17 protein-coding genes, 1 tRNA gene and 2 pseudogenes are annotated in these 23571 nt (G+C 68.4%); 10 read left to right on the forward strand and 10 right to left on the reverse strand.

Annotated features, from left to right (window positions below):
• Window positions 1-38 precede the first annotated feature (38 nt).
• The 3 genes from E4A48_RS05095 to E4A48_RS05105 all read right to left on the reverse strand — a co-directional run bounded on the left by E4A48_RS05095 (window position 39) and on the right by E4A48_RS05105 (window position 3758).
• Entirely contained in the window at window positions 39-1829 is a 1791-nt protein-coding gene (locus E4A48_RS05095) for a sensor domain-containing phosphodiesterase (protein WP_039005153.1), read from the reverse strand.
• 142 nt (window positions 1830-1971) lie between these two features.
• Window positions 1972-2538, reverse strand: a complete 567-nt coding sequence (locus E4A48_RS05100) for a response regulator transcription factor (protein ID WP_142741981.1) — start codon at window positions 2536-2538, stop codon at window positions 1972-1974.
• The gene (locus E4A48_RS05105; protein ID WP_039008739.1) at window positions 2535-3758 is read right to left on the reverse strand and encodes an ATP-binding protein; all 1224 of its coding nucleotides are present in this window, start codon (window positions 3756-3758) and stop codon (window positions 2535-2537) included. Before E4A48_RS05105 ends, E4A48_RS05100 begins: the two co-directional genes overlap by 4 nt.
• A 104-nt stretch (window positions 3759-3862) precedes the next feature.
• Between E4A48_RS05105 and ispG the strand changes: the two are divergent.
• Window positions 3863-5127 (forward strand): annotated as a pseudogene (gene ispG / locus E4A48_RS05110) (flavodoxin-dependent (E)-4-hydroxy-3-methylbut-2-enyl-diphosphate synthase).
• Window positions 5108-5833 carry a phosphatase PAP2 family protein gene (locus E4A48_RS05115; protein WP_142741983.1) on the forward strand — a complete coding sequence of 242 codons (726 nt, stop codon included), beginning with the start codon at window positions 5108-5110 and terminating at the stop codon, window positions 5831-5833. Before ispG ends, E4A48_RS05115 begins: the two are co-directional and overlap by 20 nt.
• Window positions 5834-6127: 294 nt before the next feature.
• Here E4A48_RS05115 and E4A48_RS05120 read toward each other — a convergent pair.
• Window positions 6128-6332 (reverse strand): annotated as a pseudogene (locus E4A48_RS05120) (transposase); the annotation flags it as partial.
• Between the two features lie 309 nt (window positions 6333-6641).
• Between E4A48_RS05120 and hap3 the strand changes: the two are divergent.
• A complete protein-coding gene (hap3, locus tag E4A48_RS05125; RefSeq protein WP_039005149.1) occupies window positions 6642-7088 on the forward strand; it encodes an Hpa3 family type III secretion system protein in 447 nt (148 codons plus the stop codon).
• Entirely contained in the window at window positions 7085-9106 is a 2022-nt protein-coding gene (gene xopF1 / locus E4A48_RS05130) for a type III secretion system effector XopF1 (protein ID WP_312845570.1), read from the forward strand. Before hap3 ends, xopF1 begins: the two co-directional genes overlap by 4 nt.
• A gap of 407 nt (window positions 9107-9513) precedes the next feature.
• On the opposite strand, the gene E4A48_RS05135 is transcribed toward xopF1, so the two are convergent.
• From E4A48_RS05135 to amaB, 6 genes are read right to left on the reverse strand one after another with little or no spacing between them, the layout of a single operon-like run.
• Window positions 9514-10383, reverse strand: a complete 870-nt coding sequence (locus tag E4A48_RS05135; protein WP_185910754.1) for a DMT family transporter — start codon at window positions 10381-10383, stop codon at window positions 9514-9516.
• Window positions 10384-10415: 32 nt separating this feature from the next.
• A complete protein-coding gene (gene murB, locus E4A48_RS05140) occupies window positions 10416-11456 on the reverse strand; it encodes a UDP-N-acetylmuramate dehydrogenase (RefSeq protein WP_039005145.1) in 1041 nt (346 codons plus the stop codon).
• The gene (locus E4A48_RS05145; RefSeq protein ID WP_142741986.1) at window positions 11453-12508 is read right to left on the reverse strand and encodes a quinone-dependent dihydroorotate dehydrogenase; all 1056 of its coding nucleotides are present in this window, start codon (window positions 12506-12508) and stop codon (window positions 11453-11455) included. Before E4A48_RS05145 ends, murB begins: the two co-directional genes overlap by 4 nt.
• A 9-nt stretch (window positions 12509-12517) precedes the next feature.
• Complete coding sequence (locus E4A48_RS05150) at window positions 12518-13285, reverse strand: class I SAM-dependent methyltransferase (RefSeq protein ID WP_039005142.1); 768 nt, start codon at window positions 13283-13285, stop codon at window positions 12518-12520.
• 4 nt (window positions 13286-13289) lie between these two features.
• Entirely contained in the window at window positions 13290-13571 is a 282-nt protein-coding gene (locus E4A48_RS05155) for a DUF4190 domain-containing protein (RefSeq protein ID WP_142741987.1), read from the reverse strand.
• Between the two features lie 57 nt (window positions 13572-13628).
• Entirely contained in the window at window positions 13629-15161 is a 1533-nt protein-coding gene (gene amaB / locus E4A48_RS05160) for an L-piperidine-6-carboxylate dehydrogenase (protein ID WP_142741988.1), read from the reverse strand.
• A gap of 162 nt (window positions 15162-15323) precedes the next feature.
• Here amaB and E4A48_RS05165 point away from each other — a divergent pair.
• The 6 genes from E4A48_RS05165 (at window position 15324) to E4A48_RS05190 (ending at window position 23416) form a co-directional block, all read left to right on the forward strand.
• Window positions 15324-15400, forward strand: a tRNA-Arg gene (locus E4A48_RS05165).
• A gap of 898 nt (window positions 15401-16298) precedes the next feature.
• Window positions 16299-16433, forward strand: a complete 135-nt coding sequence (locus E4A48_RS20925; protein WP_256703881.1) for a hypothetical protein — start codon at window positions 16299-16301, stop codon at window positions 16431-16433.
• 89 nt (window positions 16434-16522) lie between these two features.
• Window positions 16523-19030 carry a bifunctional aspartate kinase/homoserine dehydrogenase I gene (gene thrA / locus E4A48_RS05175; RefSeq protein ID WP_039005137.1) on the forward strand — a complete coding sequence of 836 codons (2508 nt, stop codon included), beginning with the start codon at window positions 16523-16525 and terminating at the stop codon, window positions 19028-19030.
• 11 nt (window positions 19031-19041) lie between these two features.
• Window positions 19042-19995, forward strand: a complete 954-nt coding sequence (locus tag E4A48_RS05180) for a homoserine kinase (RefSeq protein ID WP_142741989.1) — start codon at window positions 19042-19044, stop codon at window positions 19993-19995.
• A gap of 327 nt (window positions 19996-20322) precedes the next feature.
• A complete protein-coding gene (locus E4A48_RS05185; protein WP_142741990.1) occupies window positions 20323-21564 on the forward strand; it encodes a lytic murein transglycosylase in 1242 nt (413 codons plus the stop codon).
• Window positions 21565-21682: 118 nt separating this feature from the next.
• Window positions 21683-23416, forward strand: a complete 1734-nt coding sequence (locus tag E4A48_RS05190) for a tannase/feruloyl esterase family alpha/beta hydrolase (protein ID WP_260608068.1) — start codon at window positions 21683-21685, stop codon at window positions 23414-23416.
• Window positions 23417-23571 lie beyond the last annotated feature (155 nt).

Here is a 23571-nt window from a genome sequence, read left to right on the forward strand (position 1 = left end):
GCCGTGCGTTTGCGGCCGCGGCGGGTTCGCCCGCGCGCTCAGGCGGGGTCGCGCCAGGGCGTGGCCAGCCAGGTCTCCAGCGCTGCCGCCGGCATCGGCCGTGCGATCCAGTAGCCCTGGCCCTCGTCGCAGCCCCAGTCGCGCAGCATGCGGTAGATCTCTTCGCTCTCGATGCCTTCTGCCACCACCTGTTGGCCGAAGTCGTGGCCGAGCCGGATCATCGACGGCACGATCATGCAGTCCTTGCGGCTGTCCGGCAGCGAGCGGATGAACGACTGGTCGATCTTCAGCGCGTTGGCGGGGATGCGCTTGAGGTAGCTGAGGTTGCTGTAGCCGCTGCCGAAATCGTCGATGGCGATCTTCACCCCCATTGCGCTGATCTCCAGCAACTGTTCGGCCACGCGCTGCGGATGCCGGATCATCGCGCTTTCGGTGAACTCGATCTCGATGCGGCCCGGTTCCAGCGCATGCCGCGCCAGCAGTTCGCGCAGCGTGGCGATGAAGTCGGCCTGTTCCAGATCCACCGCCGACACGTTCAGCGAAACGCTGAAGCGATGCCCATGCTGCTGCCATCGCGCGGCCTGGGCGATGCCGGCCTCCAGCACCCAGGCGGTGACCCGGCTCATCAGCGCGGTCTTTTCCGCCAGCGGAATGAATTCGTTGGGCGCAACGCTGCCCAGCAGCGGATGCCGCCAGCGCAGCAACGCCTCCACGCCGACGCATTCGCCGCTGCGCAGGCTGACCCGCGGCTGGTAGTGCAGGCTCAACTGCTCGCGTGCGTCCAGCGCCTCCGGCAACGCGGCCAGGATGCGGAACGCGTTGCGCTGGCTGGCGTCGTGGCTGCGCTCGTACAGGCTCCACGGCAGGCCGCGCTGGCGCGCTATGTCCACCGCGGTGGTCAGCGAGCGCAGCGTATGGTTGGCGCTCAGCGCACCGTCCAGGCGCACCGCGCCGAGCGACGGGGTTGCGGCGTGCGGAATGCCCTGGTGCTCGATCGGCTCGGCGAAGGCGCTGAACACGCGCTCGCAATGCAATGCCAGCTGCGCGGGGTCGTTGCCCTGCACGACGAAGGCGAAGCTGCTGGTATCGATGCGGTAGGCCGGCAGCCCGTCCAGGGCTTGCAGCAGGCGGTCGCGGGTGGCCAGCAGGTAGCCCTCGGCGTATTCCCAGCCCAATGCCTTGACCATGTCGCGGAAGTACTCGGTGCCGCAGACGTCGATCGCCACGCAGGCGTCGTGCTGGTTCACGGCCTGCAGCGACAGCCACATCGTCAAGTCTTCGTTGAAGCCGCTGCGGTTGGGCAGGCCGGTCAGCGCATCGACGAAGCCGGTGTTGCGCAGGGTCTCGATCCGCAGCAGCAGCAGGTCGCGCAATTGCTGCAGGGTCTGCCGCGACGGCGCATCGAATTCGCTGCGCGGTTCGGTGTCGATCACGCACAGCGTGCCCAGGCCGGTGCCATCGGCCAGCATCAACGGCGCGCCAGCGTAGAAGCGGATGAACGGCGGCCCGGTGACCAGCGGGTTGTCGCGAAAGCGCGGATCCTGCCGCGCGTCGGTGACCACCAACAGCTCCGGGCTGTGGATCGCATGCGCGCAGAAGGCCTGGCTGCGCGGCGTCTGCGCCGCGTCCAGGCCGACCCGCGACTTGAACCACTGGCGCTGCTCGTCGACCAGCGAGACCAGCGCGATCGGGGTGCGCAGGGTGCGTGAGGCCAGTTGGGTGATCAGGTCGAAGACGCGGTCGGGCGGGGTATCGAGCAGGCATAGCCCGCGCAGGGCCGCCAGCCGCGTCGATTCGTCTGGCAGCGGCGAGGGAGAGAATGGACTCATGCCAGCCTAGCGGCGCGCGGAAGCACGACTTGAGCCGGTGGGGCGACATTGGCGGGTGGCCAACTCCTTCTGTTCGGCAAGGTGAGGGCGATGTGGACGCCTCCGTTGCGATCGTGGCGCGGGGCGCGCCGCTCGAGTCTCCTCAACGCGGCGGATCGCGCTGCGGACTGGGGCGCTTGGCCAGCTTGCGCTGCAGCGAGCGGCGGTGCATGCCCAGCAGGCGCGCCGCGGCCGAGACATTGCCGCTGGTCTCGTGCATGGCCTGCTGGATGTGTTCCCACTGCAGGCGGCTCAGCGGGGTCATCGCGTCCGGCAATTCGAGCGCGTCGTCGTCCTCGGCGCTGTCCGCCTCCAGACTCAGTGCGCGCAGGATCATCTGCACCGTGGCCGGTTTGGGCAGGTAGTCGTCGGCGCCGAGCTTGATCGCCTCCACCGCGGTGGCGATGCTGGCGTAGCCGGTGACCAGCAGGATGCGCATGTCGGCGCGGATCGCGCGCAATGGCTGGATCAGCGCCAGGCCGGACTCGTCGCCGAGCTTGAGGTCGATCAGCGCGTAGTCCGGCGGCGTCGCCGTGGCCAGCGCCAGCGCCGCGGCGCCGCTGTCGGCGGTCAGCGTCTCCAGCCCGCGGCGGGCGAGGGTGCGTTGCAGGGTGCGCAGGTACAGCGGGTCGTCGTCGACCAGCAGGCCCAGCGGGGCATCGATGCTCATGCAGGGGTCTCCAGGGCGAGCAGCGGCAGGCGGAAACCGACCCGCGTGCCGTGGTCCGGCGCAGGTTGGGTCCACAGTTCGCCGCCCAGGCGTTCGATGGTGGCATGCGACAGCGCCAGGCCCACGCCCATGCTGTCGGGCTTGCCGCTGCGGAACAGGGTGGCCGGCAGCGCGACCTGGTTGGCGTCGAAGCCGCCGCCGTAGTCGCGGACCTCGCCGACCAGTTCGCTGCCGGTGACCCGCACGCTCAGGTCCACCTGCGGATGGCCGGCGCGTTCGCCGGCATCGGCGGCGTTGTTCAGCAGTACCTGCAGGAGGTGGCCGATCGCGCTCTCCAGGCGCAGTTGCAGCGGCGCGTCGTCGTTGCGGCACAGTTGCACGGTCGGCCGCACCAGTTGCCACCGGTGCAGCACGTGCGCCAGCGCCACCGTGCCGCCGCCGGGGCGCTGCGCCGGCGCGGCCAGCGCCAGCACCCGTTCGCGGCACTGCACCAACAGTTCGCGCAGGGTTTCCAGGTCCTCGCGCAGTTCCGGCTGATCGCTCTGTTCGACGATGTCGTCGGTGAGCAGGGTCATCGTCGCCAGCGGCGTGTTCAGCTCGTGCGCGACCGAGGCGGCGTGGGTGGCCAGGGCGACGATGCCTTCGTTGCGGGCGAAGCGCTCGCGCAGCAGCGCCAGCTCGCGTTCGCGTTCTCGCAGCGATAGCGCCAGGCGGGTGGAGAACACCAGCACCACGACGGTGGACAGCAGGAAGTTGGCGGCCATGCCCCAGCGCTGCAGATCCAGGGCCTGGTGCGGGCCGCGCGGCAGCGGCAGCCCGAACAGCGCGCTGACCGCGTAGCCGGCCACACAAGCCAGCGCCACCGCCAGCGCCCAGCGCAGCGGCAGGGCCAGTGCGGCCAGCGCGATCAGCACCAGGAACAGCGAGCCGAAGGCGTTGCCGATGCCGCCGCTCCAGCCGACCATCCAGGTCAGGACGGTCACGTCGACCAGGATGTGGCCGAAGGCGGTGGCCGGCGCGGCGGTGTCGGCATGGCGCAGGCGCAGTTGCGCATACAGGTTGAACAGGGTCAACGCGGCCACGCCGGACCACAGCGGCAGCTGCGGCAGCGGCAGGCGCATCGCCCAGGTCGCGACCAGGATCGTCGCCGCCTGCCCGGCGGTGGCCAGCCAGCGCAGGCTGCACAGGGTGCGCAGGAACGAGGCATCGGTGGAAGTCATGGCGCGCATCGTATGCGCTGGCGCACACGGCTGTCTGCGACAAACCGTCGCAGTCCTCGGCGCCGGGGTGGGGCGCGGACGCCCGCTCACGCTAAAATGCGCGCATGTACGACGCCGTCAGCCGACCCACCCCCCCAGCGACGCCGCGCCCTGGGCGCGCCGTTCCACCCAGCCGGTCCGCGTCGGAGGCGTCGTCGTGGGCGGCGGCAAGCCGATCGTGGTGCAGTCGATGACCAACACCGACACCGCCGACGTGGCCTCCTCGGTCAAGCAGGTGGCCGAGTTGTGGCGCGCCGGCTCGGAGCTGGTGCGGCTGACCGTCAACAACGCCGAATCGGCCGCGGCGATCCCGCGCATCGTCGACAAGCTGCGGATGATGGGCATCGAGGTGCCGCTGATCGGCGACTTCCACTACAACGGGCACCAGCTGCTGGCCGCCGAACCGGCCTGCGCCGAGATGCTGGCCAAGTACCGGATCAACCCCGGCAACGTGGGTTTCGGCAAGAAGAAGGACACCCAGTTCGCGCAGCTGATCGAGTTCGCGCTGAAGTACGACAAGCCGGTGCGCATCGGCGCCAACTGGGGCTCGCTGGACCAGGCGCTGGCGGCGCAGCTGATGGACGAGAATTCGCGCCGCGACACGCCGTGGGACGCCGGCCGGGTGTTGCGCGAGGCGCTGATCCGCTCGGCCCTGGATTCTGCCGAGCGCGCGGTGGAACTTGGCCTGGGCCGCGACCGCATCGTGCTCAGCTGCAAGGTCAGCGGCGTGCAGGAACTGATCGCGGTGTACCGCGACCTGGCGCAGCGCTCGGATTTCGCGCTGCACCTGGGCCTGACCGAGGCCGGCATCGGCAGCAAGGGCATTGTCGCGTCCAGCGCGGCGCTGGCGGTGCTGATGCAGGAAGGCATCGGCGACACCATCCGCATTTCGCTGACCCCCGAGCCGGGGCAGTCGCGCACGCAGGAAGTGATCGTCGCCCAGGAATTGCTGCAGACCACCGGCCAGCGCGCCTTCACCCCGCTGGTCACCGCCTGTCCGGGCTGCGGCCGCACCACCTCCGAGTTCTTCCAGGAACTGGCCAAGGTGGTGCAGAACCACGTCCGCGCGAAGATGCCGGAGTGGAAGGTGAGCCATCCCGGGGCCGAGAACATGACCCTGGCGGTGATGGGCTGCGTGGTCAACGGGCCGGGCGAATCGCGCCACGCCAACATCGGCATTTCCTTGCCGGGTACCGGCGAGGCGCCGTCGGCGCCGGTGTTCGTCGATGGCGAAAAGACGGTGACCCTGCGCGGCGAGAACATCGCCCACGAGTTCGTCGCGCTGATCGACGACTACGTCCAGACCAAGTATGTCCGCCGCGCCGGGTGAAACCCCGGCCGAGCAAGCCGCCGGCTTGCGTCACTGGTTGCGCCGCAACGCCTGGCGCATCGGTCTGCTGTTCGTCGGCGTGCTGCTGCCGATGGGCGTGTTCGTGGCGTTGGCCGACGAGGTCCACGCACTGGAGAACCTCTACTTCGACGAACCGTTGCTGTGGAGCATGCGCGGCCTGGCCTCGCCGGGCTGGGACCGGTTCTTTACCGTCGTCACCAAGGCCGGCTACCAGTACGGGGTGATCCCGTTGGACACGCTGATCGTGCTGTTGTTGCTGGGCCTGCGGCGCTGGCGCGAGGCGATGTTCGCCGGCTTCTCGTTCGTCGGTTCGGCGCTATTGAACATGAGCGCCAAGCAGTTCTTCCAGCGCGACCGGCCCAGCCTGTGGGAGTCGATCGCGCCGGAGCACACCTTCAGCTTTCCCAGCGGCCACGCGATGGGCTCGATGACCCTGGCCGCGGTACTGGTCGCGCTGGCCTGGCGCAGCCGCTGGCGCTGGCCGGTGCTGCTGCTGGCAGGCACGTTCGCGCTGCTGGTCGGCGTGTCGCGGATCTACCTGGGTGTGCATTACCCCTCCGACATCCTCGGCGGCTGGTGTGCGGCGCTGGTGTGGGTGGTCGGGCTGTATTTGCTACTGTTCCGAGGCGAACGGCGGCCGCGCTGGCGCTCTCGGCGCGCGGCGCCCGATTGCGGTGCGTGGTGAGCTTTCGGTCGTGGTCCATCCGCGACATCTCGGCAATGCTGTGGTTGGCAACCGGTCCGCGCAGCGCTGGATGACTCTGCCTGTGTGAGTCCTCGCTGTCACAGCGCCATGCTTTCTCTCTGACGCATCGAGCGGCCTTTCCCTCGCAGACAAATGAAAAACGCCCAGCCAGTGCTGATTGCCTGCGCAAGCGCTCACGCGTGGAGCGGTTGACAAACCCCAAAGACGACGAAAACAGATGGTCGCGCAGGCCACCACCCAGCGATGTCGCCCCCAGCCGATCATTGCGCTCGATCTATTCCACACACCGGCGGCGTGCCAGTCGCGCAGACGCCGCCAGCAGATCATGCCACTGCCATAGCCCAACTCCAGCGGCAGATCTTCCCGGGCGATGCAGGTGCGCGTGACGTAGAGGATGGCGTTGAGGGTTGCTGATCGCTGATGCGCGGCCGATCGCCCTTGGGCACGAGGGCTTCACGTGCGGAATCAGCGGCTCAATGCGCTTTCACGGCGCAATCGGAATATCTTCGCGACGGGCCATGCTCGCATTTTTGCCATTGTGTTCGGTAGTGCAAGATGGTTTGTTGGTTGCTCCAAGGCTGTATCGCTTCCACGAAGTTTCTTGGTTTTTCTCGAATCAGAGTGCGTTGGTCGAATGCGTTTTTGAAAGTAACGCCGGCGCGCTTCGTGCGCTGCGACGGTGATTCGCGCTGTCATCCCGATCGTTCGTCCATGGCTGTCAAAATATTGCCCAGCGGGGCAAGTTGACACATAAAACATGTCGAAATTCTCACTTTGAGGTATCTCAATGACGTCTGATCAAACTCATCACGATTCCATGGGCACGGCGTTTTTTTCCAGCCTCGGCGTACGCCTCGGGTTAACCGATGCGCTGGTGCAGCGGCTGCGCGAAGGCGAGACCGTCCTCGGACCTGCAGGCATGCTGTGCCGCGTGCATACGCGGGTGCAGGACGACGGTGTGGCAGGTTTTCCGGAAGTGATCCTGCCGTTGGCCGCACGCGAATTGGGTGGAGACGAGGTGGTGACACTGCTGGCGCTACAGGAGCAACTGCTGACCGAATACGGTTGGCGGTTGACGATGTCCAATCTCGGCTTGCTTTGTATCTGCCCGTTGTTGCTCGCGCAGACGCCTGAAGACGTGGCAGCCACCCTTGAGCGCGGACAGGTCATCGCGCGTGTCGTCTTGGATGCGTTGGTCACACAGGCCGGCAGCGCCAAGGAAGCGACCGTATGAAGCTCACACGCCAGAACAGCGCTCCAGCGTCTATCCCGAGTGCGTCGTCCGGGCATGCCAACGCAGTGCATCAGAGCGATGGTTTCGTGCCGGCAACGCAGCCGTCGCGCCCCGCGCCATTGGAAGGCCTATCTCCACCAAGCGCGCGTTTGCGCTCGGGTGCGCGCGCAAAGACCAACGCCAACCCAACTGGGGGCGAAGCATCCTCCACCGAAATGAGACAGCGGCACCCAGAATTCGGAGAATCTTCCCACGCTGCATCTCAGCGCGCGGACAGCAGCCATCGCGCTGTACAGCCGCGAGGCGGCCAGCAGATGGTCATCCCGTCGGCTGAGCCGGGTTCCTCTGCAGAGCGTCGTTCGGCTACTACCGACCGCCTGAAGGCGCAGCTGCGTGCCGATCTGAAGAAGCGCCCGTTTGCCGAGCCTTCGAAAGAGCAGGAGGAATTGCAGGCGCGCTACTTGCAATGGGCCGATGCCCGTCTCCAGGAACGTGCCGATGCGTTCGGACCGGACGCCGCCTACGAAGTTGCCGGGGATATGAAGGCCTTGGGCAAAAAAGCATCGCTGCCCATTGCCTACGAATGTCTCAGATCATTTCTCGTTGGCGCACTGCGCACGCCACTCGGAATTTCGGCGGCCGCCGCTTATCAGAGCAGTCACGCTCCCGCATCCGAGCCGGTGAGTACGGCGATGCTTGCCGGGGTGATATCGGGAATGGGATCGTATACCTGCGATACGCTGTTGCTCCCCTCGATGGACCGGCGTGCCCGGGTCGCCAACCTGCCGCGTTTCCAGGCGGTCGCCCCCAAAATCCTGGTGCCAGACCCGCCTCCGGTCCTGTTGGAAATCGCTTCGGACGGAAGCAAACGCTTCATGCGTCCCGGTGAGAACGGCACGCCGACGCGCGCTGAACTCACGGCACAGGCTTACGACCTCCGTGCGGGGATATCCCAGCGCCAATCCACACTTGACGATACGGCGCTGGACACGATGCTGTTTAGGCCATCGATCAGCGGCGGCTTTAACGCCGCCAGGCGCACCTCAGGCGATCCGGCAACCCGTACGGCCGCTGCCGAGGTCGGCTTGAGCGCGCTCGCCATTGGCGGCGCAGGCGCTTTGCACAAAGCGCTGCTGGACGCCGCCAAGGTCATGGGGCGCACTGGTCAGGTGACGGTTCCCGATCTGTTTGGTGGGCATCAGCGCTTGAATCTGTTCGCCCTGGCATTGCCGGACAAGACACGTCCTCCGGCCACGTGGTCCGACGCCGTGCATTTTCCCGATTATGTTCTGCAGACCGGTAAGGAAGCGATGGCGCTGGCCGGTCAGGCCTTCAGCACGGCCAATGCGGCAACGACGGCACTACGCGACCTGCTGGGACGTCATATGGTCGGCAACGTGCTGTCCAATATTGCCTCGCTCGGGGCCACCAGATTGATCGCGTCCACCCTGCGCGGCGGGTATGGCGGTGGCAGCCTGCCGGGAGAGGCCGACAATTCGCCAGCATGGATGTTGCAGCAAGGAACGCAGATGTTCTTCAACGACCTGGTCTGGAATGCGTTCAAAGCCAAGAACGGTACCAACGCGACCCAGGCCACACGACTGGACCAGGAGCGTGCCATTGCGGTAGCCGAGCAGGACAGAACGATTTCGTGCACGCCGCGGGATATCGCCAAGATTCTGGACACGACGATCGCGTTGCTTTCGCCGCCATCCGAGGCCGAGGTTGCGCGCTCGGTGGAAGAAGGCGCAGGCGTGCCGGTGCCGCTCAGCCCTGGCGCTGGCCCATTACGCGACGCTTTGCAGCAGCTAAAAGAGCAAAAAGCCACGCCGTCTGTCTTGCTTGCGGCTGTCGAAAATGCACTTGATCGGCTGGCCATGTTGCAAGAGGCCAGTGACGGTGAGCGACTGCTTGACCCCGCGTTGAGCGCCGAGTTGATCGCACAGTTGCAGACGGTTAAAACTGCCTATGGTGACAAGGAACAGCTGCGGCAGTGGCAACATGGTAGTAGGCCCTGAGCATGCAGCCGGACGCTTGCAGGTGATTGAACGGTGGCCGCTTGCGGGTCGCAGCCTGGCTGCACGCAGGCTTCTCGCGCTAGCGGCGACACCACCGCGCTCGGCATCCGGCACACACCGAAAAGATGGGCGGCGACTGTGGACTGCCGCTCGATCGTCGTCGTGAACGAGGATGTCGAGTGCCGCGGCCGCGGCCAGATTGCGACACGGGCTGGTCGCGGCCACGACGCCCATGCGCTGGCGCATGTCGGGCGGTGTAGACGCGGGAACCTCGATGGCGCAGGCGGGCGGTGCCGGCCGCAGCAACAGGCGACGCAACGATGCCACGCAAGCACAGGCGCCGTATCGGCGCTGATGGAATCGATCGTGCGCCCATGGATGGTGTTTGCGCAGACGTGGCGGCACCCTTATTCGCCCGGTTTTGCTCCTTCCAGCGGCGCGCACGTGGCGGCGCGCTTGGCCAGGACCGATTCGCGATGCGCGATGTAGGCGTTGGCGGCGACGATGATGCTCGCGCCGAGCAGAGTATGCGCGGCGATCGCCTCGGCGAACAGCCACCAGCCAAGCAGCGCCACGAACGGCAGCTGCATGAAGCTGATCGGGGTCAGCGCCGAGACTTCGCCGATGCGCAGCGCCTGCGTCCACAGCAGTTGCCCGAGCGTGCCGAACAGGCCGGTGGCGAGCAGCCATAGCCAGTCGATGCCCTGCGGCCAGGTCCAGGCGAACAGGGCGGGCAGCAGCGACATCGGCACCCAGAACGCGTAGGTGTAGAACACCACAGTATTGGCCGCATCCACCCGTGCCAGCTGCTTGATCTGGATCGCCACCAGCGCGCCCATCACTGCCGCCAGCAGCGCGACCAGGGTGCCGGCGTTGAACGTGGCCGCGCCGGGGCGCAGGATGATCAGCACGCCGGCGAAGCCGCACAGCACCGCCATCCAGCGCCGCAGGCGCACGTTCTCGCCCAGCCACAACGCCGCGGCCAGGGTCACGAACAGCGGCGTGGAGTAGGACAGCGCGATCGCCTGCGACAGCGGCAGGTGGCCGATCGCCCAGAACCCGGCCAGCATCGACACCAGGCCGATCGCGGTGCGCAGCAGGTAGCGCGGCAGCTGCGCGGTACGCGGCAACGGCTGGCCCGGGCGCAGCAGCATCGGCAGCAGGAACAGCAGGCCGAACAGGTTGCGGAAGAAGGCGATCTCCACCGTGGACAGGTGCGCGGAGGCCAGCCGGATCGCGACCACCATGAATCCGAACGACAGCGTGCTGCCCAGCATCAGCGCGGCCGCGCGCAGCGACACCGTCTGCTTCACCAGTACGCGCCGACGATGCGCGGTTCCGGCTCCAGGATCACGCCGAAGCGCTCCAGCACCGAGGCGGAGATGCGCCGCGCCAGCGCCAGCAGCTCGGCGCCGCTGGCCTGGCCGTGATTGACCAGCACCAGCGCGTGCGCCGCGGAGACGCCGGCGTCGCCGTCGCGGTGGCCTTTCCAGCCGCAGGCCTCGATCAGCCATGCCGCCGACAGCTTGCGCTGCTCCTCGGCATCGCCGGGGAACACCGGCAACGCTGGGTACGCGTGCTGCAACGCCTGCGCCTGCTCGGCCGGCAGCAGCGGATTCTTGAAGAAGCTGCCGGCGTTGCCGAGCACCTCCGGGTCGGGCAGCTTGCGGCGGCGGATGTTGATCACCGCCTGCGCCACGTCGGGCGCGCCGGGCATGGCGATGCCGAGCGCGTCCAGTTCCTCGCCGATGCCGGCGTAGTCCAGGCGCAGCGCATGCAGCCGCGGCAGGTTGAATTCCACCGCGGCGATCAGGTAGCGGTCGGGCTGGCGCTTGAACAGGCTGTCGCGGTAGCCGAACTCGCAGGCGGCCGCATCCAGCCGCACGAAGCGCGCGTCGGCGCGGTCGTAGGCCTCGACCACGTGCACGAACTCGCCGACCTGCGCGCCATAGGCGCCGATGTTCTGGATCGGCGCGGCGCCGACCGTGCCGGGGATCAGCGCCAGGTTCTCCAGGCCCGACAGGCCCTGCGCCAGCGACCACATCACCAGCTCGTGCCAGCCCACCCCGGCGCCGGCGCGGACGATGGCGTAGTCCACGCGGTGTTCGAGCGTGTCGATGCTGCGGTTGGCGAAGGCCAGCACTACGCCGGGCGCGTCGCCGGCGAACAGCAAGTTGCTGCCGCTGCCCAGCGGCAGCAGCGCCGCGCCGGCCAGCTGCGGCGCCAGCAGTGCCTCGGGCAGCGCCTCGGGGGCGAAGATCTGCAGCAGCCACGGCGCCTGCGCGGCCACATGGAAGGTGTTCAGCGCCTGCAGCGGCGCATTCGCGGTCAGCGACCAGGCGTTGCTCATAGTGCAGCGACCGCGCCGCGGCTGGGCGCTTCGCGGCGCCGGCGCATCGCCTCGACGCATTCGCCGATCAGCGCCGGGCCGCGGAACACCAGCCCGCTGTAGCACTGCACCAGCGCTGCGCCGGCGGCCATCTTCGCCACCGCATCGGTGCCGGACAGGATGCCGCCGACCCCGATCAACGGGATCGCCTCGGGCAGGCGCGCGCGCAGCCGGCGCAGCACCAGCGTGGACTGGTCCAGCAGCGGCGCGCCGGACAGGCCGCCGGCTTCGGCACCCAGCGCGTCGTGCTCCAGGCCGGGGCGGGCGATGGTGGTGTTGGTGGCGATGACGCCGTCCACCTGCAGGTCCGACAGCACCCGCGCCGCTGCATCGATGTCGCTGTCGCTCAGGTCCGGCGCGACCTTGACCAGCATCGGCACGCGCTTGCCGTGGCGCGCGGCCAGCGCTTCCTGCGCCTCGCGCAATTGCGACACCAGTTGCCGCAGCGCCTGTTCTTCCTGCAGCTCGCGCAGGCCGGCGGTGTTCGGCGAGGAGATGTTGACTGTCACGTAGTCGGCCAGTGCGTAGACCTTTTCCAGGCAATGCAGGTAGTCCGACGCGGCGTCCTCGTTCGGCGTGTCCTTGTTCTTGCCGATGTTGATGCCGAGCAGGCCGTGGCGGCGGCGCGCGCGTTCGATGTTGCGCACCAGCGCGTCCACGCCGAGGTTGTTGAAGCCCATGCGGTTGATCACCGCCTGCTCGCGCGGCAGCCGGAACATGCGCGGTTTCGGATTGCCCGGCTGCGGGCGCGGGGTGGTGGTGCCGATCTCGACGAAGCCGAAGCCCAGCGCCAGCAGCGCGTCGATGTGCTCGCCGTTCTTGTCCAGGCCTGCGGCCAGCCCGACCGGGTTGGGAAACTCCAGGCCGAACGCGCGCGTGGGCATCGGCGCGATCGCCTTGGCCAGCAACGGATTGGTGCCGGTGCGGTAGGCCATCTCGATCGCGCGCAGGCCCAGCGCATGGGCGCGCTCGGCGTCGAGGGCGAACAGGAACGGGCGGGCGAGGGAATACATGGGCACAGCTCAGTTCAACGTGCCGGCGAAGGCACGGGTACGGTAATGGACATCGACCAGGCCATCGACCTGGTGGCGATCGAACAGCGCGCGCAGCGCGGCCAGCATCGGTTCGTGGCGCGGATGCCCGGCCAGCGGCGCGTATGAGGAGGACAGCAGGCGCCCGCGCAGGCTGTCGTAGTCCAGCTGCTGCACGTTGGGACACTGGGCCGTGCCGCGCAGCCCGGCGCCGAACCAGCGCTGCATGGTCGCATCGTCGTGGTAGCGCTCGGCCACCGCGCTGTAGTCGGTGCCGTAGTCGCGCAGCAATTGCTCGTAGTCGTGCAGGAATGGCGTGCCTTCCAGCAGCCGCGAGTTCCAGTACACCAGTGCCAGCGCGCCGGGACGCAGCACGCGCGCCCATTCGTGGCGTACCGCGTCCAGGTCGAACCAGTGGAAGGCCTGCGCGGCGCTGATCAGGTCGACGCTGGTGGCGGGCAGGGTGGTGGCCTCGGCGCTGCCGTCGATCGCGGCGAAGCCGGGGAAATCGCGCAGCAAGGTCTCGGCGGCGGCGCGCATCGCCGCGTTCGGCTCCACCGCCAGCACCGGATGCCCGGCCTGCAGGAACATGCGGGTGGAAATGCCGGTGCCGGCGCCGATATCGGCGACCTGTGCGTCGCGTGCCACGCCCAGTTCCCCGTGCACCCAGTCCAGCAGCGCCGGCGGATAGTCGGGACGGTAGCGGACGTAGTCGGCGACGCGGTCGCTGAAGCGTTCGCGCGGAGCGGAGGCGTCCATCGGCTCAGGCCTGGGTGCTGGCGAACCAGGCCAGCCCGCCGAAGAACAGCACGAACGCCAGCACCGACAGGACCGCGACGATCACCGCGGTCCAGCCCAGGATCAGCCCGCCGACCGCCAGTCCGTCGCCCTGGAAGCGTTGCGGCTGGCGGCGGATCTCGGCGCGCGCCAGGTGCCCGGTGACGATCGCGCCGAGGCTGCCCAGCACCGGCATCAGGGTCCAGCCGAGGATGCCGGCGACCAGGCTGATCACGGCGAGCGAATTGGTTTCACGTATGTTGCTCATCGGCCGGACTCCTTCAGGCAATGGTGGATCGTGCGGCGGGACGCTGCGCGCATTGTGTCAAAGATCGAACTTGATGCCCTGCGCCAGCGGCAGCGAGTCGGAATAGTTGATCGTGTTGGTCTGCCGGCGCATGTACACCTTCCACGCGTCCGAGCCGGATTCGCGGCCGCCGCCGGTGTCCTTCTCGCCGCCGAACGCGCCGCCGATCTCCGCGCCGGAAGTGCCGATGTTGACGTTGGCGATGCCGCAGTCGCTGCCGGCCGCCGACAGGAACTTCTCCGCCGCCTTCAGGTTCTGGGTGAAGATCGACGAGGACAGGCCCTGCGGCACGCCGTTCTGCAGGTCGATGGCCTCGTCCAGGCTGCTGTACTTCATCACATACAGGATCGGCGCGAAGGTCTCGTGCTGCACCACCTCGTCGCCGTTGTGCAGGCCGGTGACGATCGCCGGCAGCACGAAGTTGCCGGGACGGTCCAGGGCGGTGCCGCCGGTCTCGACGGTGCCGCCGGCGGCCTTGGCCTTTTCGATCGAGACCAGGAACTGCTCGACCGCGCTGCGGCTGTTCAGCGGTCCCATCAGGTTGGCCGGGTCGGTGGGGTCGCCGATCTTGCCTTCGACCTGCTTGTAGGCCTTGATCAGCGTCGCCAGCACCGTGTCGTAGATGGATTCGTGCACGATCAGCCGGCGGGTGGTGGTGCAGCGCTGGCCGGCAGTGCCGACCGCGCCGAACACGATGCCGGGGATCGCCAGCTTCAGGTCGGCGCTTTCGTCGAGGACGATCGCGTTGTTGCCGCCCAGTTCCAGCAGGCAGCGGCCTAGGCGCCGCGCGCACTTCTCGGCGACATTGCGTCCGACCTGGGTCGAGCCTGTGAAGCTGATCAGCGCGATGCGCTGGTCCTCGACCAGCGTTTCGGCCAGTTCGGTGCCGGCGTCGTTGATCAGGAAGAAGATGTCCGGGAAGCCGGCGTCGCGCAGCGCGGCGTTGCAGATCTTCATCGACGCGATCGCGGTCAGCGGGGTCTTGTTGGACGGCTTCCACAGGCAGATATCGCCGCAGATCGCCGCCAGGAAGGCATTCCACGCCCACACCGCGACCGGGAAGTTGAACGCGCTGATGATGCCGACCAGGCCCAGCGGCTGGTACTGCTCGTACATGCGGTGGCCGGGACGCTCGGAGTGCAGCGTGTAGCCGTACAGCATGCGGCTCTGGCCGACCGCGAAATCGGCGATGTCGATCATCTCCTGCACTTCGCCGTCGCCCTCGGGCTTGCTCTTGCCCATTTCCAGCGCGACCAGCGACCCCAGCGCGTCCTTGTGCTTGCGCAGCGCATCGCCGCACAGGCGTACCGCCTCGCCGCGGCGCGGCGCCGGGGTGGTGCGCCAGACCTTGAACGCAGCCTGGGCGCGGGCGACCACGGTCTCGTAGTCCTGCGCGGTGGTCGCCTGCACCTCGGCGATCACCGTGTTGCTGGAGGGGTTCAGCGGCTGCAGCACGCCGGCACCGGTGGCCGTGGACCACTCGCCGTTGCCGAGGTAGGTACCGGAATTGGACGCGGTCAGGCCGAGCGCCTTGAGCAGGTCAGCGGACATGGAATCTCCTGGGTTCGTTGCGACAGGGAAGGCGACCGCAGGCGGGGGACGCGGGACGCGACTAGCCCGCAATTTTAGCAGACCGGGCGGGCCCGGCCGCATTCGCCGCGCGCCGCGGCGGGCTTGGCAAGCGCGGCGATCGTGCGACAATGCGCCGGCCAAGGCCCCGTAGCTCAGCTGGATAGAGCGGTCCCCTCCTAAGGGACAGGTCGTGCGTTCGAATCGCGCCGGGGTCACCACCATTGCGGCAATCGCGCAGCCGGCGCGGTCGTCGCTGCTGGCGTTCGCTGTGCACGCCATCGGCAGCAGCGCCGTCGATGCAGGTGAGTCGATGCAGGTGAAATGCCGGGACTGCGGATAACGCGATCCACACCCTATGCCGACGCCATCTGAGCGCCGTATTGCGTAGCCTATGCCGGTCCGCAAATGCAGCAACGTTGCCGTTGCCGCGCTTGCCGCTGCCGGCCGGATCGCGTACGCGACCCGGCGGCGGCATCGCAGATGCGGGCTCGTTCCTCCGGTCGCCCGAGCGCGGCCGCACCCACTCAGCACGGTACGAATGCCAAAGCAGGAGTTACCCACATGAGCAAGCACATGAGCAAGACATTGAACGTCGCGTTGATCGGTTCGGTCCTGGCCGCCCTGGTCGCCTGCCATCGCGATGGCGACCAGCCCACGCATGAGCAGAGCGCAGCGCCACCACCCGCCGCCGATGGCAGCACGGCCCCGGCCGCGGGCAGGACGCAGGTTCGCCCCCGGCAACGGGTACCACCGGCGATGCGGCGATGGGCAGCGATGCAACCCAAGGCACACCGCCCGCCACGCCGCCGGCCACCGATCCTCAGCAACCCACCACCGATCCGCAGCAGCAGCCGACCACCGACAAACCGCAGCACTGACCGCTAGGCCGCGCACGCAGCAGCGGGATCTGCGTGCGTCCGCGGCGCATGCGCGAGGCCACTCGCCATGCGCTCGCGTCGGTGCCGGCGCCACCGGCGGCAGTGCTCGATGCCGCGCGATCCTGGGTGCTGCGCCGATGGTAACTTTTGCAACCGATCGACCCGGCCGCAGTGCGTTTGCGGTCGGGCTGCGTGCGGCGCTTGACAGCACCCCGGCGCATGATGTCCCCTTGCTGCCATGCACCACGCCTTCGCCCTCGCCAGCTGTGTCGTTCCGCCCGCGCTGCGGCGCACGGCGGCGCTTTGCGCGGGCATTAACACCGGTATTACCATCCACACCATTCGCCCGGTGCGGCCCGTCGTTTTCGCGTAACTTTCGAAACCCACGGCCCCGCACCCGGATCAGGATGCGGGGGAACCCGTCGGCCTGATGCGAGCGGGGCCTCTACTCCGAGGTCTCCCATGCCGTCCCCCGCTGTCGCTTCCGTACCCTCCGCAGATCCCGCGCTCGCCGCGCGCTCCGTCGTCCACAAGTTCGGCGGCACGTCGGTGGCCGACGCCGACTGTTATCGCCATGTCGCGCAGCTGCTGCTGACGCGCCCGGAAGCTCTGCAGATCACCGTGGTCTCGGCGATGAAGGGCGTCACTGATGCACTGATCGGGCTGGCCGAACTGGCCGCCAGCGAGAACGGCGACTGGCGCGAGCGCTGGCACGAGACCCGCGCGCGGCACCGCGCCGCGGCGGTGTCGCTGCTCGGCGAGCATGCTGGCGCCACGGTGGAATGGCTGGATGCGCGCTTCGCGCACCTGGCCGAGATCCTCGGCGCGCTGGCGGTGATCGGCGAGTTGCCGCGCGAGGTGCTGGACCGGGTGCAGGGCCTGGGCGAGGTGTATTCGGCGCAATTGCTCGGCGAACATCTGCGTGCGCTGGGCGAGGACTGCGCGGTGCTGGACGCGCGCGAGGTGCTGGTGGTGGACCGAGGCGAACTGGGCGTGGACGTGGACTGGGAGGCCAGCGCGGCGCGCCTGGCCGACTGGCGCGCGCAGCACCCGCAGCAGCGCGTCGTGGTCACCGGCTTCGTCGCCCGCGACCGCGCCGGGCGCATCACCACGCTCGGCCGCAACGGCAGCGACTACTCCGGCGCGATCTTCGCCGCGTTGTTCGATGCCGACGAACTGCATATCTGGACCGACGTGGACGGCGTGCTCTCTGCCGACCCGCGGGTGGTGCCCGAAGCCGTGCAGCTCGAAACGCTGAGTTACGACGAGGCCTGCGAACTGGCCTATTTCGGCGCCAAGGTGGTGCATCCGCAGACCATGTCGCCGGCGATCGAGCGCGGCCTGCCGATCATCATCCGCAACACCTTCCAGCCCGAACACCCGGGCACCCGCATCACCGCCAGCAGCGCGACCAGCGGGCCGATCAAGGGCCTGACCCTGAGCCCGGATCTGGCGGTGCTGAACCTGGAAGGCACCGGCCTGATCGGCGTGCCCGGCACCGCCGAGCGCGTGTTCGCCGCGCTGCGCAATGCGCGGGTGTCGGTGGTGATGATCTCGCAGGGCTCCTCGGAGCATTCGATCTGCTGCGTGGTGCGGCAGAACGAATGCGAACGCGCGCGCGACGCGCTGCTGTCGGCGTTCGCGCACGAACTGGTGCTCGGCCAGGTGCAGCGCGTGCAACTGACCACCGGCATCAGTGTGCTGGCCGCGGTCGGCGACGGCATGGCCGGGCAGCCGGGCGTGGCCGCGCGCCTGTTCGAATCGCTGGGCCGCGCCCAGGTCAACATCCTGGCGATTGCGCAGGGTTCCTCGGAGCGCAATATCTCGGTGGCGATCGACAGCGCGCATGCGACCAAGGCGCTGCGCGCGGCGCATGCCGGGTTCTGGCTGTCGCCGCAGACCTTCTCGGTCGGGGTGATCGGCCCGGGCAACGTCGGCAAGACGCTGCTCGACCAACTGCGCGCAGCGCAGCCGCAGCTGCTGGCCAAGGCCAACCTCGACCTGCGCCTGCGCGCGATCGCCTCGCGCAGCGCGATGTGCCTGGAAACCCGCGCGATCGCCGGCGACTGGCGGCAGGCCTTCGCCAGCGGCCAGCAGCCCACCGACCTGGATGCGTTCACCGCGCACCTGCTGTCGGCGCACCTGCCGCATGCGGTCATCATCGATTGCAGCGGCAGCGCCGACGTCGCCGACCGCTACGCCGGCTGGCTTGCCGCCGGCATCCACGTGGTCACCCCGAACAAGCAGGCCGGTGCCGGGCCGCTGGCGCGTTTCCATGCGATCCGCGCCGCCGCCGCGAGCAGCGGCGCGCGCTTCCGCTACGAAGCCACGGTCGGCGCCGGCCTGCCGGTGATCACCACGCTGCGCGACCTGGTCGATACCGGCGACGTGGTCACTGCGATCGAGGGCATCTTCTCCGGCACCCTGGCCTGGCTGTTCAACAAGTACGATGGCAGCGTGCCGTTCTCGCAGTTGGTCACCGATGCGCGCGGCATGGGCTATACCGAGCCGGATCCGCGCGACGACCTGTCAGGCACCGACGTGGCGCGCAAGCTGGTGATCCTGGCGCGCGAGGCCGGGCGCGAGCTGAGCCTGGAGGACGTGGCGGTGGAGAGCCTGGTGCCGGAAGCGCTGCGCCAGGCCAGCGTGGAGGATTTCATGGCTGGCCTGCACGAAGTGGACGCGGCGTTCGCGCAGCGCCTGCAGGCGGCCAGGGCGCGCGGCTGCGTGCTGCGCTACGTGGCGCAGCTGACCCCGGAGCGCGCGCCCAGCGTCGGCCTGGTGGAACTGCCGGCCGAGCACGCCTTCGCCAACCTGCGCCTGACCGACAACGTGGTGCAGTTCACCACCCGCCGCTATTGCGACAATCCGCTGGTGGTGCAGGGTCCCGGCGCCGGTCCGGAAGTCACCGCCGCCGGCGTGTTCGCCGACCTGCTGCGGGTGGCGGCGGGCGAGGGCGCGCGGCTGTGAGCGAAGCGCAGATGGCGATGGCCCCGAACCCCGGCGCGCGCACCGCGCCGCGCGAGGCACGCGCCTTCGCGCCGGCCTCGGTGGCCAACGTGGCGGTGGGCTTCGATTTGCTCGGCTATGCGCTGGAAGGCGTGGGCGACACGGTGACGGTGCGTCGCATCGACGCGCCGCAGGTGCGCATCGCCGCGATCCGCGGCACTACGGTGGCGCTGCCGCTGGAGGCGGCGCGCAACACCGCCGGCGCGGCGCTGATCGCGCTGCGCGAGGCGCTGGAGCTGCCGTTCGGCTTCGAGATCGAGATCGACAAGGGCATCCCGCTCGGTTCCGGCATGGGCGGGTCGGCGGCCTCGTGCGTGGCCGCGCTGGTGGCGGCCAATGCGCTGCTGGACGCGCCATTGTCACGCCAGCAGCTGTATCTGTATTCGCTGGAGGGCGAGGCGGTGGCCAGCGGCAGTCGCCATGGCGACAACCTCGGCCCGATGTTCCTGGGCGGGCTGGTGCTGTCCACGTTGCAGCGGATGGTGCCGCTGCCGGTGCCGGCGGCCTGGCACAGCCTGCTGGTGCATCCCGACGCAGTGCTGGAGACACGCCGCGCGCGCGCGGCGCTGGCCGGCGACTACCGACTCGGCGAGTTCGTGGCGCAGAGTTCCAATCTGGCGCTGGTGCTGGCGGGTTGCCACGCCGGCGACGAAGCGCTGGTGCGCGCTGGGCTGCGCGACGTGCTGATCGAGCCGCGGCGTGCGCCGTTGATCGCCGGCTTCGATGCGGCCAAGCACGCCGCGCTGGACGCCGGTGCGATGGGCGCGAGCATTTCCGGCGCCGGCCCAAGCATCTTCGCGTGGTTCCCGACCCGTGCGGCGGCCGAGGCGGCCGCGCCTGCGGTGCAGGCGGCGTTCGCGGTGGCTGGTTTCGCCAGCCAGCGCTGGGTGTCTTCGCTGAACTGCCAGGGCGCCAGGTTGCTCTAGCTTGCGCCCGCGCCCGCGTTGCGCCGTACCGCTTGTTGGCGCTCGGCGGCAACGCCGTGCCATGCCTCCCCGATCGGGTGGCGCCGCCAGCGCCCCCGCGCCGGCATCGTTCAATAGATACGGCGAATCGGCCAGGGCGGCAAGTGCTGCGCTGTCTACGGAGATCTTCGCTTACGTGGTTGATTGTTCGCTTCTTGCGCTCGACGCCGGCTGCGGTGGCGACCGATGATTGGTCCCAAGGGGGGTGTGTTTCATTTCGAAAGTAAACGCTGCGATTGATCTCCACCACGCGGCGTCTGATTAACGCCATTTATGGATATACAGCCCATGCGTTCCACTATTCTCGCTACATCGCTGATGGTCGTTGCGCTTGCATCTGCATCGGCCGCTCCTGCTTGTTTTGCCGCAGATGCGACGTCCAGCGCGCCGGTCGACGCCGCCTCCCAGGCGGATTTCCAGCAATGGCTGGCGACGTTCCGCAGCGATGCCAGTGCCCAGGGCATCGACCAAAGCACGCTCGATCTCGCCTTCCGCGTCGTCACGCCGGATCCTTCGGTGCACCAGCTGGATATGGCGCAACCGGAATTCACCACCCCCATCTGGGAGTATCTGGCCAAGCGCGTGAGCGCGGAGAATATCCAGCAGGGCCAGCAACTGCTGCGCAGCGAACCGGTGCTGCCCGAGGTGGAGCGCGCCTATGGCGTCGATGCCGGGATCGTGGCGGCCATTTGGTGCGTGGAGAGTGGCTACGGGAAGGACATCGGCAGCCGCGATGTGATTCGTTCGCTGGCCACGCTCGCCTACAGCGGGCGGCGCATGCACTACGGCGCCGCGCAATTGATGGCCGCGCTCCATATCCTGCAAAACAAGGACGCCGCACGCACCCAGCTGGTTGGTTCGTGGGCCGGCGCCATGGGACAGACCCAATTCATTCCAAGCACCTATCTGGACTATGCGGTCGATTTCGATCACGACCATCTGCGCGACGTCTGGACGTCCCGCGCCGATGCGCTGGCGTCCACGGCCTCCTATCTGCAGCGTAGCGGCTGGAACGCGCGCACGCCCTGGGGCCAGGAAGTGCAGCTACCGGCGAGTTTCGATTACACCCAGGCGGACCTTTCGACCGAAAAGTCGGTTGCCGAATGGCAACGCCTCGGGGTGATGGGCGCCACGCTCGCCATTCCCGACGCGCTCGCCCAGGAGCAAGCCGCCATCGTGTTGCCTGCCGGTTATCGCGGTCCGGCCTTTCTGGTCCTGCGCAATTTCCGCAGCATCCTGCGCTACAACAACTCCATAGCCTACGCGCTGGCGATCGGCTTGCTGGCCGACGGCTATGCGGGCGCTGGCGGCGTGGCCCACGCATGGCCGACCGATGATCCGCCATTGAGCAGCGTCGCGCAGATCACCGAGTTGCAGCAGCGGCTGACCGCCAAGGGCTACTCGCCCGGCACCGCCGACGGCGTACTGGGGTCGATGACGCGTGCCGCCATCCGCGCCTACCAGCAGGATCTGCATCTGCCAGCGGATGGATACGCCAGCACCTCGCTGCTGGAGCGCTTGCGCCGATAAGCATGCCCGCCGCAGTGCCGCAGGCGCTGTTGCGGCATCCACCAACGCCATCCCTTTCATCGGTGCGCGCACTGGCCGCCGGTCCGTTGCAACTGCTTTTTCAGTCAAGGAAATGCGCATGTTTCGATTGAACGGGTTACCTGTGTTGCTACGCACGCTGGCGGCAACGGGCGCCTTGCTGACAACGGCCTCGGCCTCGGCCGCCTGCGCCGACGTGCTCGCGCTGTCGCTGCCGTCCACCACGATCAGCAGCGCTACCGATGTGCCCGCCGGCAGCTTCACTGCGCCGGACGGCACCGTGCTCGACGGACTGCCGGCGTTCTGTCGCGTCGTCGGGGTGTCGCGGCCGGCCAGCGATTCGGAAATCGGGTTCGAGGTGTGGATTCCATCCTCGGGCTGGAACCAGAAATACCTGCAGGTCGGCACCGTCGTTTTTGCCGGCAACATTCAATACAGATCGCTTGGTTTCGCCTTGCGCCGCGGCTATGCGACCGCCACCACCGATAGCGGCCACCGGGCGTCGATCGGCGATGCCAGCTTTGCGCTCGGCCACGCGCAGAAGATCGTCGACTGGGGCTATCAGGCGCTGGCCACGACGATCTCCAACGGCAAGGCGTTGGTCTCCGCCTACACGCACCGCGCGCCGCGCTATTCCTACTTTTTCGGCGCCTCCAATGGTGGCCGCGATGCGTTGATCGCCGCGCAGCGCTTTCCGGGCGCCTTCGATGGCATCATCGCCGATGCGCCGTCCAGCGCCTGGGTCCACAACGCGTTTTCCTGGCTGTGGTCGGAGGACGCCGAGTTCGGCAGTCCGGCGGCGACCATCGCGGCGGCCAAGTTGCCGGCCATCCAGGCCGCCGCGCTCGCCCAATGCGATGCGAAGGACCACACCGCCGACGGCGTGGTCAACGACCCGCGTCGCTGCCGCTTCGATCCGCGCGTGCTGTTGTGCAGCGGTGCCGAGAGCGACGCTTGTCTCACTGCGGCGCAGCTGCAGGCGCTCGCCGCCATCCTTGCCGGCCCGGTCAACCCGCGCACCGGCGAGCGCATCTACTATGGTTTCGAGCCGTTCGCGGTCGCCACGCCGGGGACATGGGACCAGTGGATCACCGGCAACGCCGCCGTTCCCGGTGGCGGCCATGCGGTGCTCGCCAACCAGTTCTTCGCCAACATGGTGTTCGATACCGGCAGCGCCGGGTTCGACCATACCCAGGTGAACTTCGATAGCGATGTCGCCCGCGCCGAACGCAAGCCGGTCGCCGGCCAGCCGCTGGCCGGCGTCATCGACGCCACCTCCGCGGATCTGAGCGGATTTCGCGCGCGCAACGGCAAGATGATCCTGTATATCGGCTGGGAAGATCCGGTGGTTCCGCCGCGGGGCGCGATCACCTATTACGAATCGGTCGTGGCCAGGCAAGCGTTGGACAATCCGCAGAGCAACAGCGCCGGGGATGCGCTTGCGCAGACCCAGCAGTTCTTCCGCCTGTTCATGGTGCCCGGCATGGGCCACTTCACCGGCGGACCCGGCACCTCGGCCTTCGGCGCGCTGTACGGGCCGCCCGCATTGGCCCTCGATCGCCAGCACGACGTGTTGTCGGCGATGGAGGCGTGGGTCGAGCAAGGCATCGCGCCAGAGCGCATCGTCGCGGCAAAATACGCCAATGACGACCCGGCCAAGGGCGTGGTCCGCACCCGGCCGCTCTGCCACTATCCGCAATCGGCGCTATGGATCGGCCAGGGCAGCGCCGATGATGCGCAGAACTTCATCTGTTTGGACAGTCCGCGCGGTGCCTACCTCGATGGTGCGGCGCCTGCGCGCGCTCCCTTGCCAGGCGCGGCGCAAGCTCGATAAGTCTCGGGTGCTCGCACGCTCTGGCTTGCGTCCGTTCGCCCGGCACAGCAGACGATAGGCGGCGCCGCGCGACACCGCCGCTGTGCTGGCGCCGCCCTGGCCGCACGCAAGGCGGCGAAGACGCGGTCGCGTGCACCGGCCTTGCACGCGGCCAG

Source organism: Xanthomonas translucens pv. cerealis (genome assembly GCF_006838285.1).
Lineage (GTDB): Bacteria > Pseudomonadota > Gammaproteobacteria > Xanthomonadales > Xanthomonadaceae > Xanthomonas_A > Xanthomonas_A cerealis.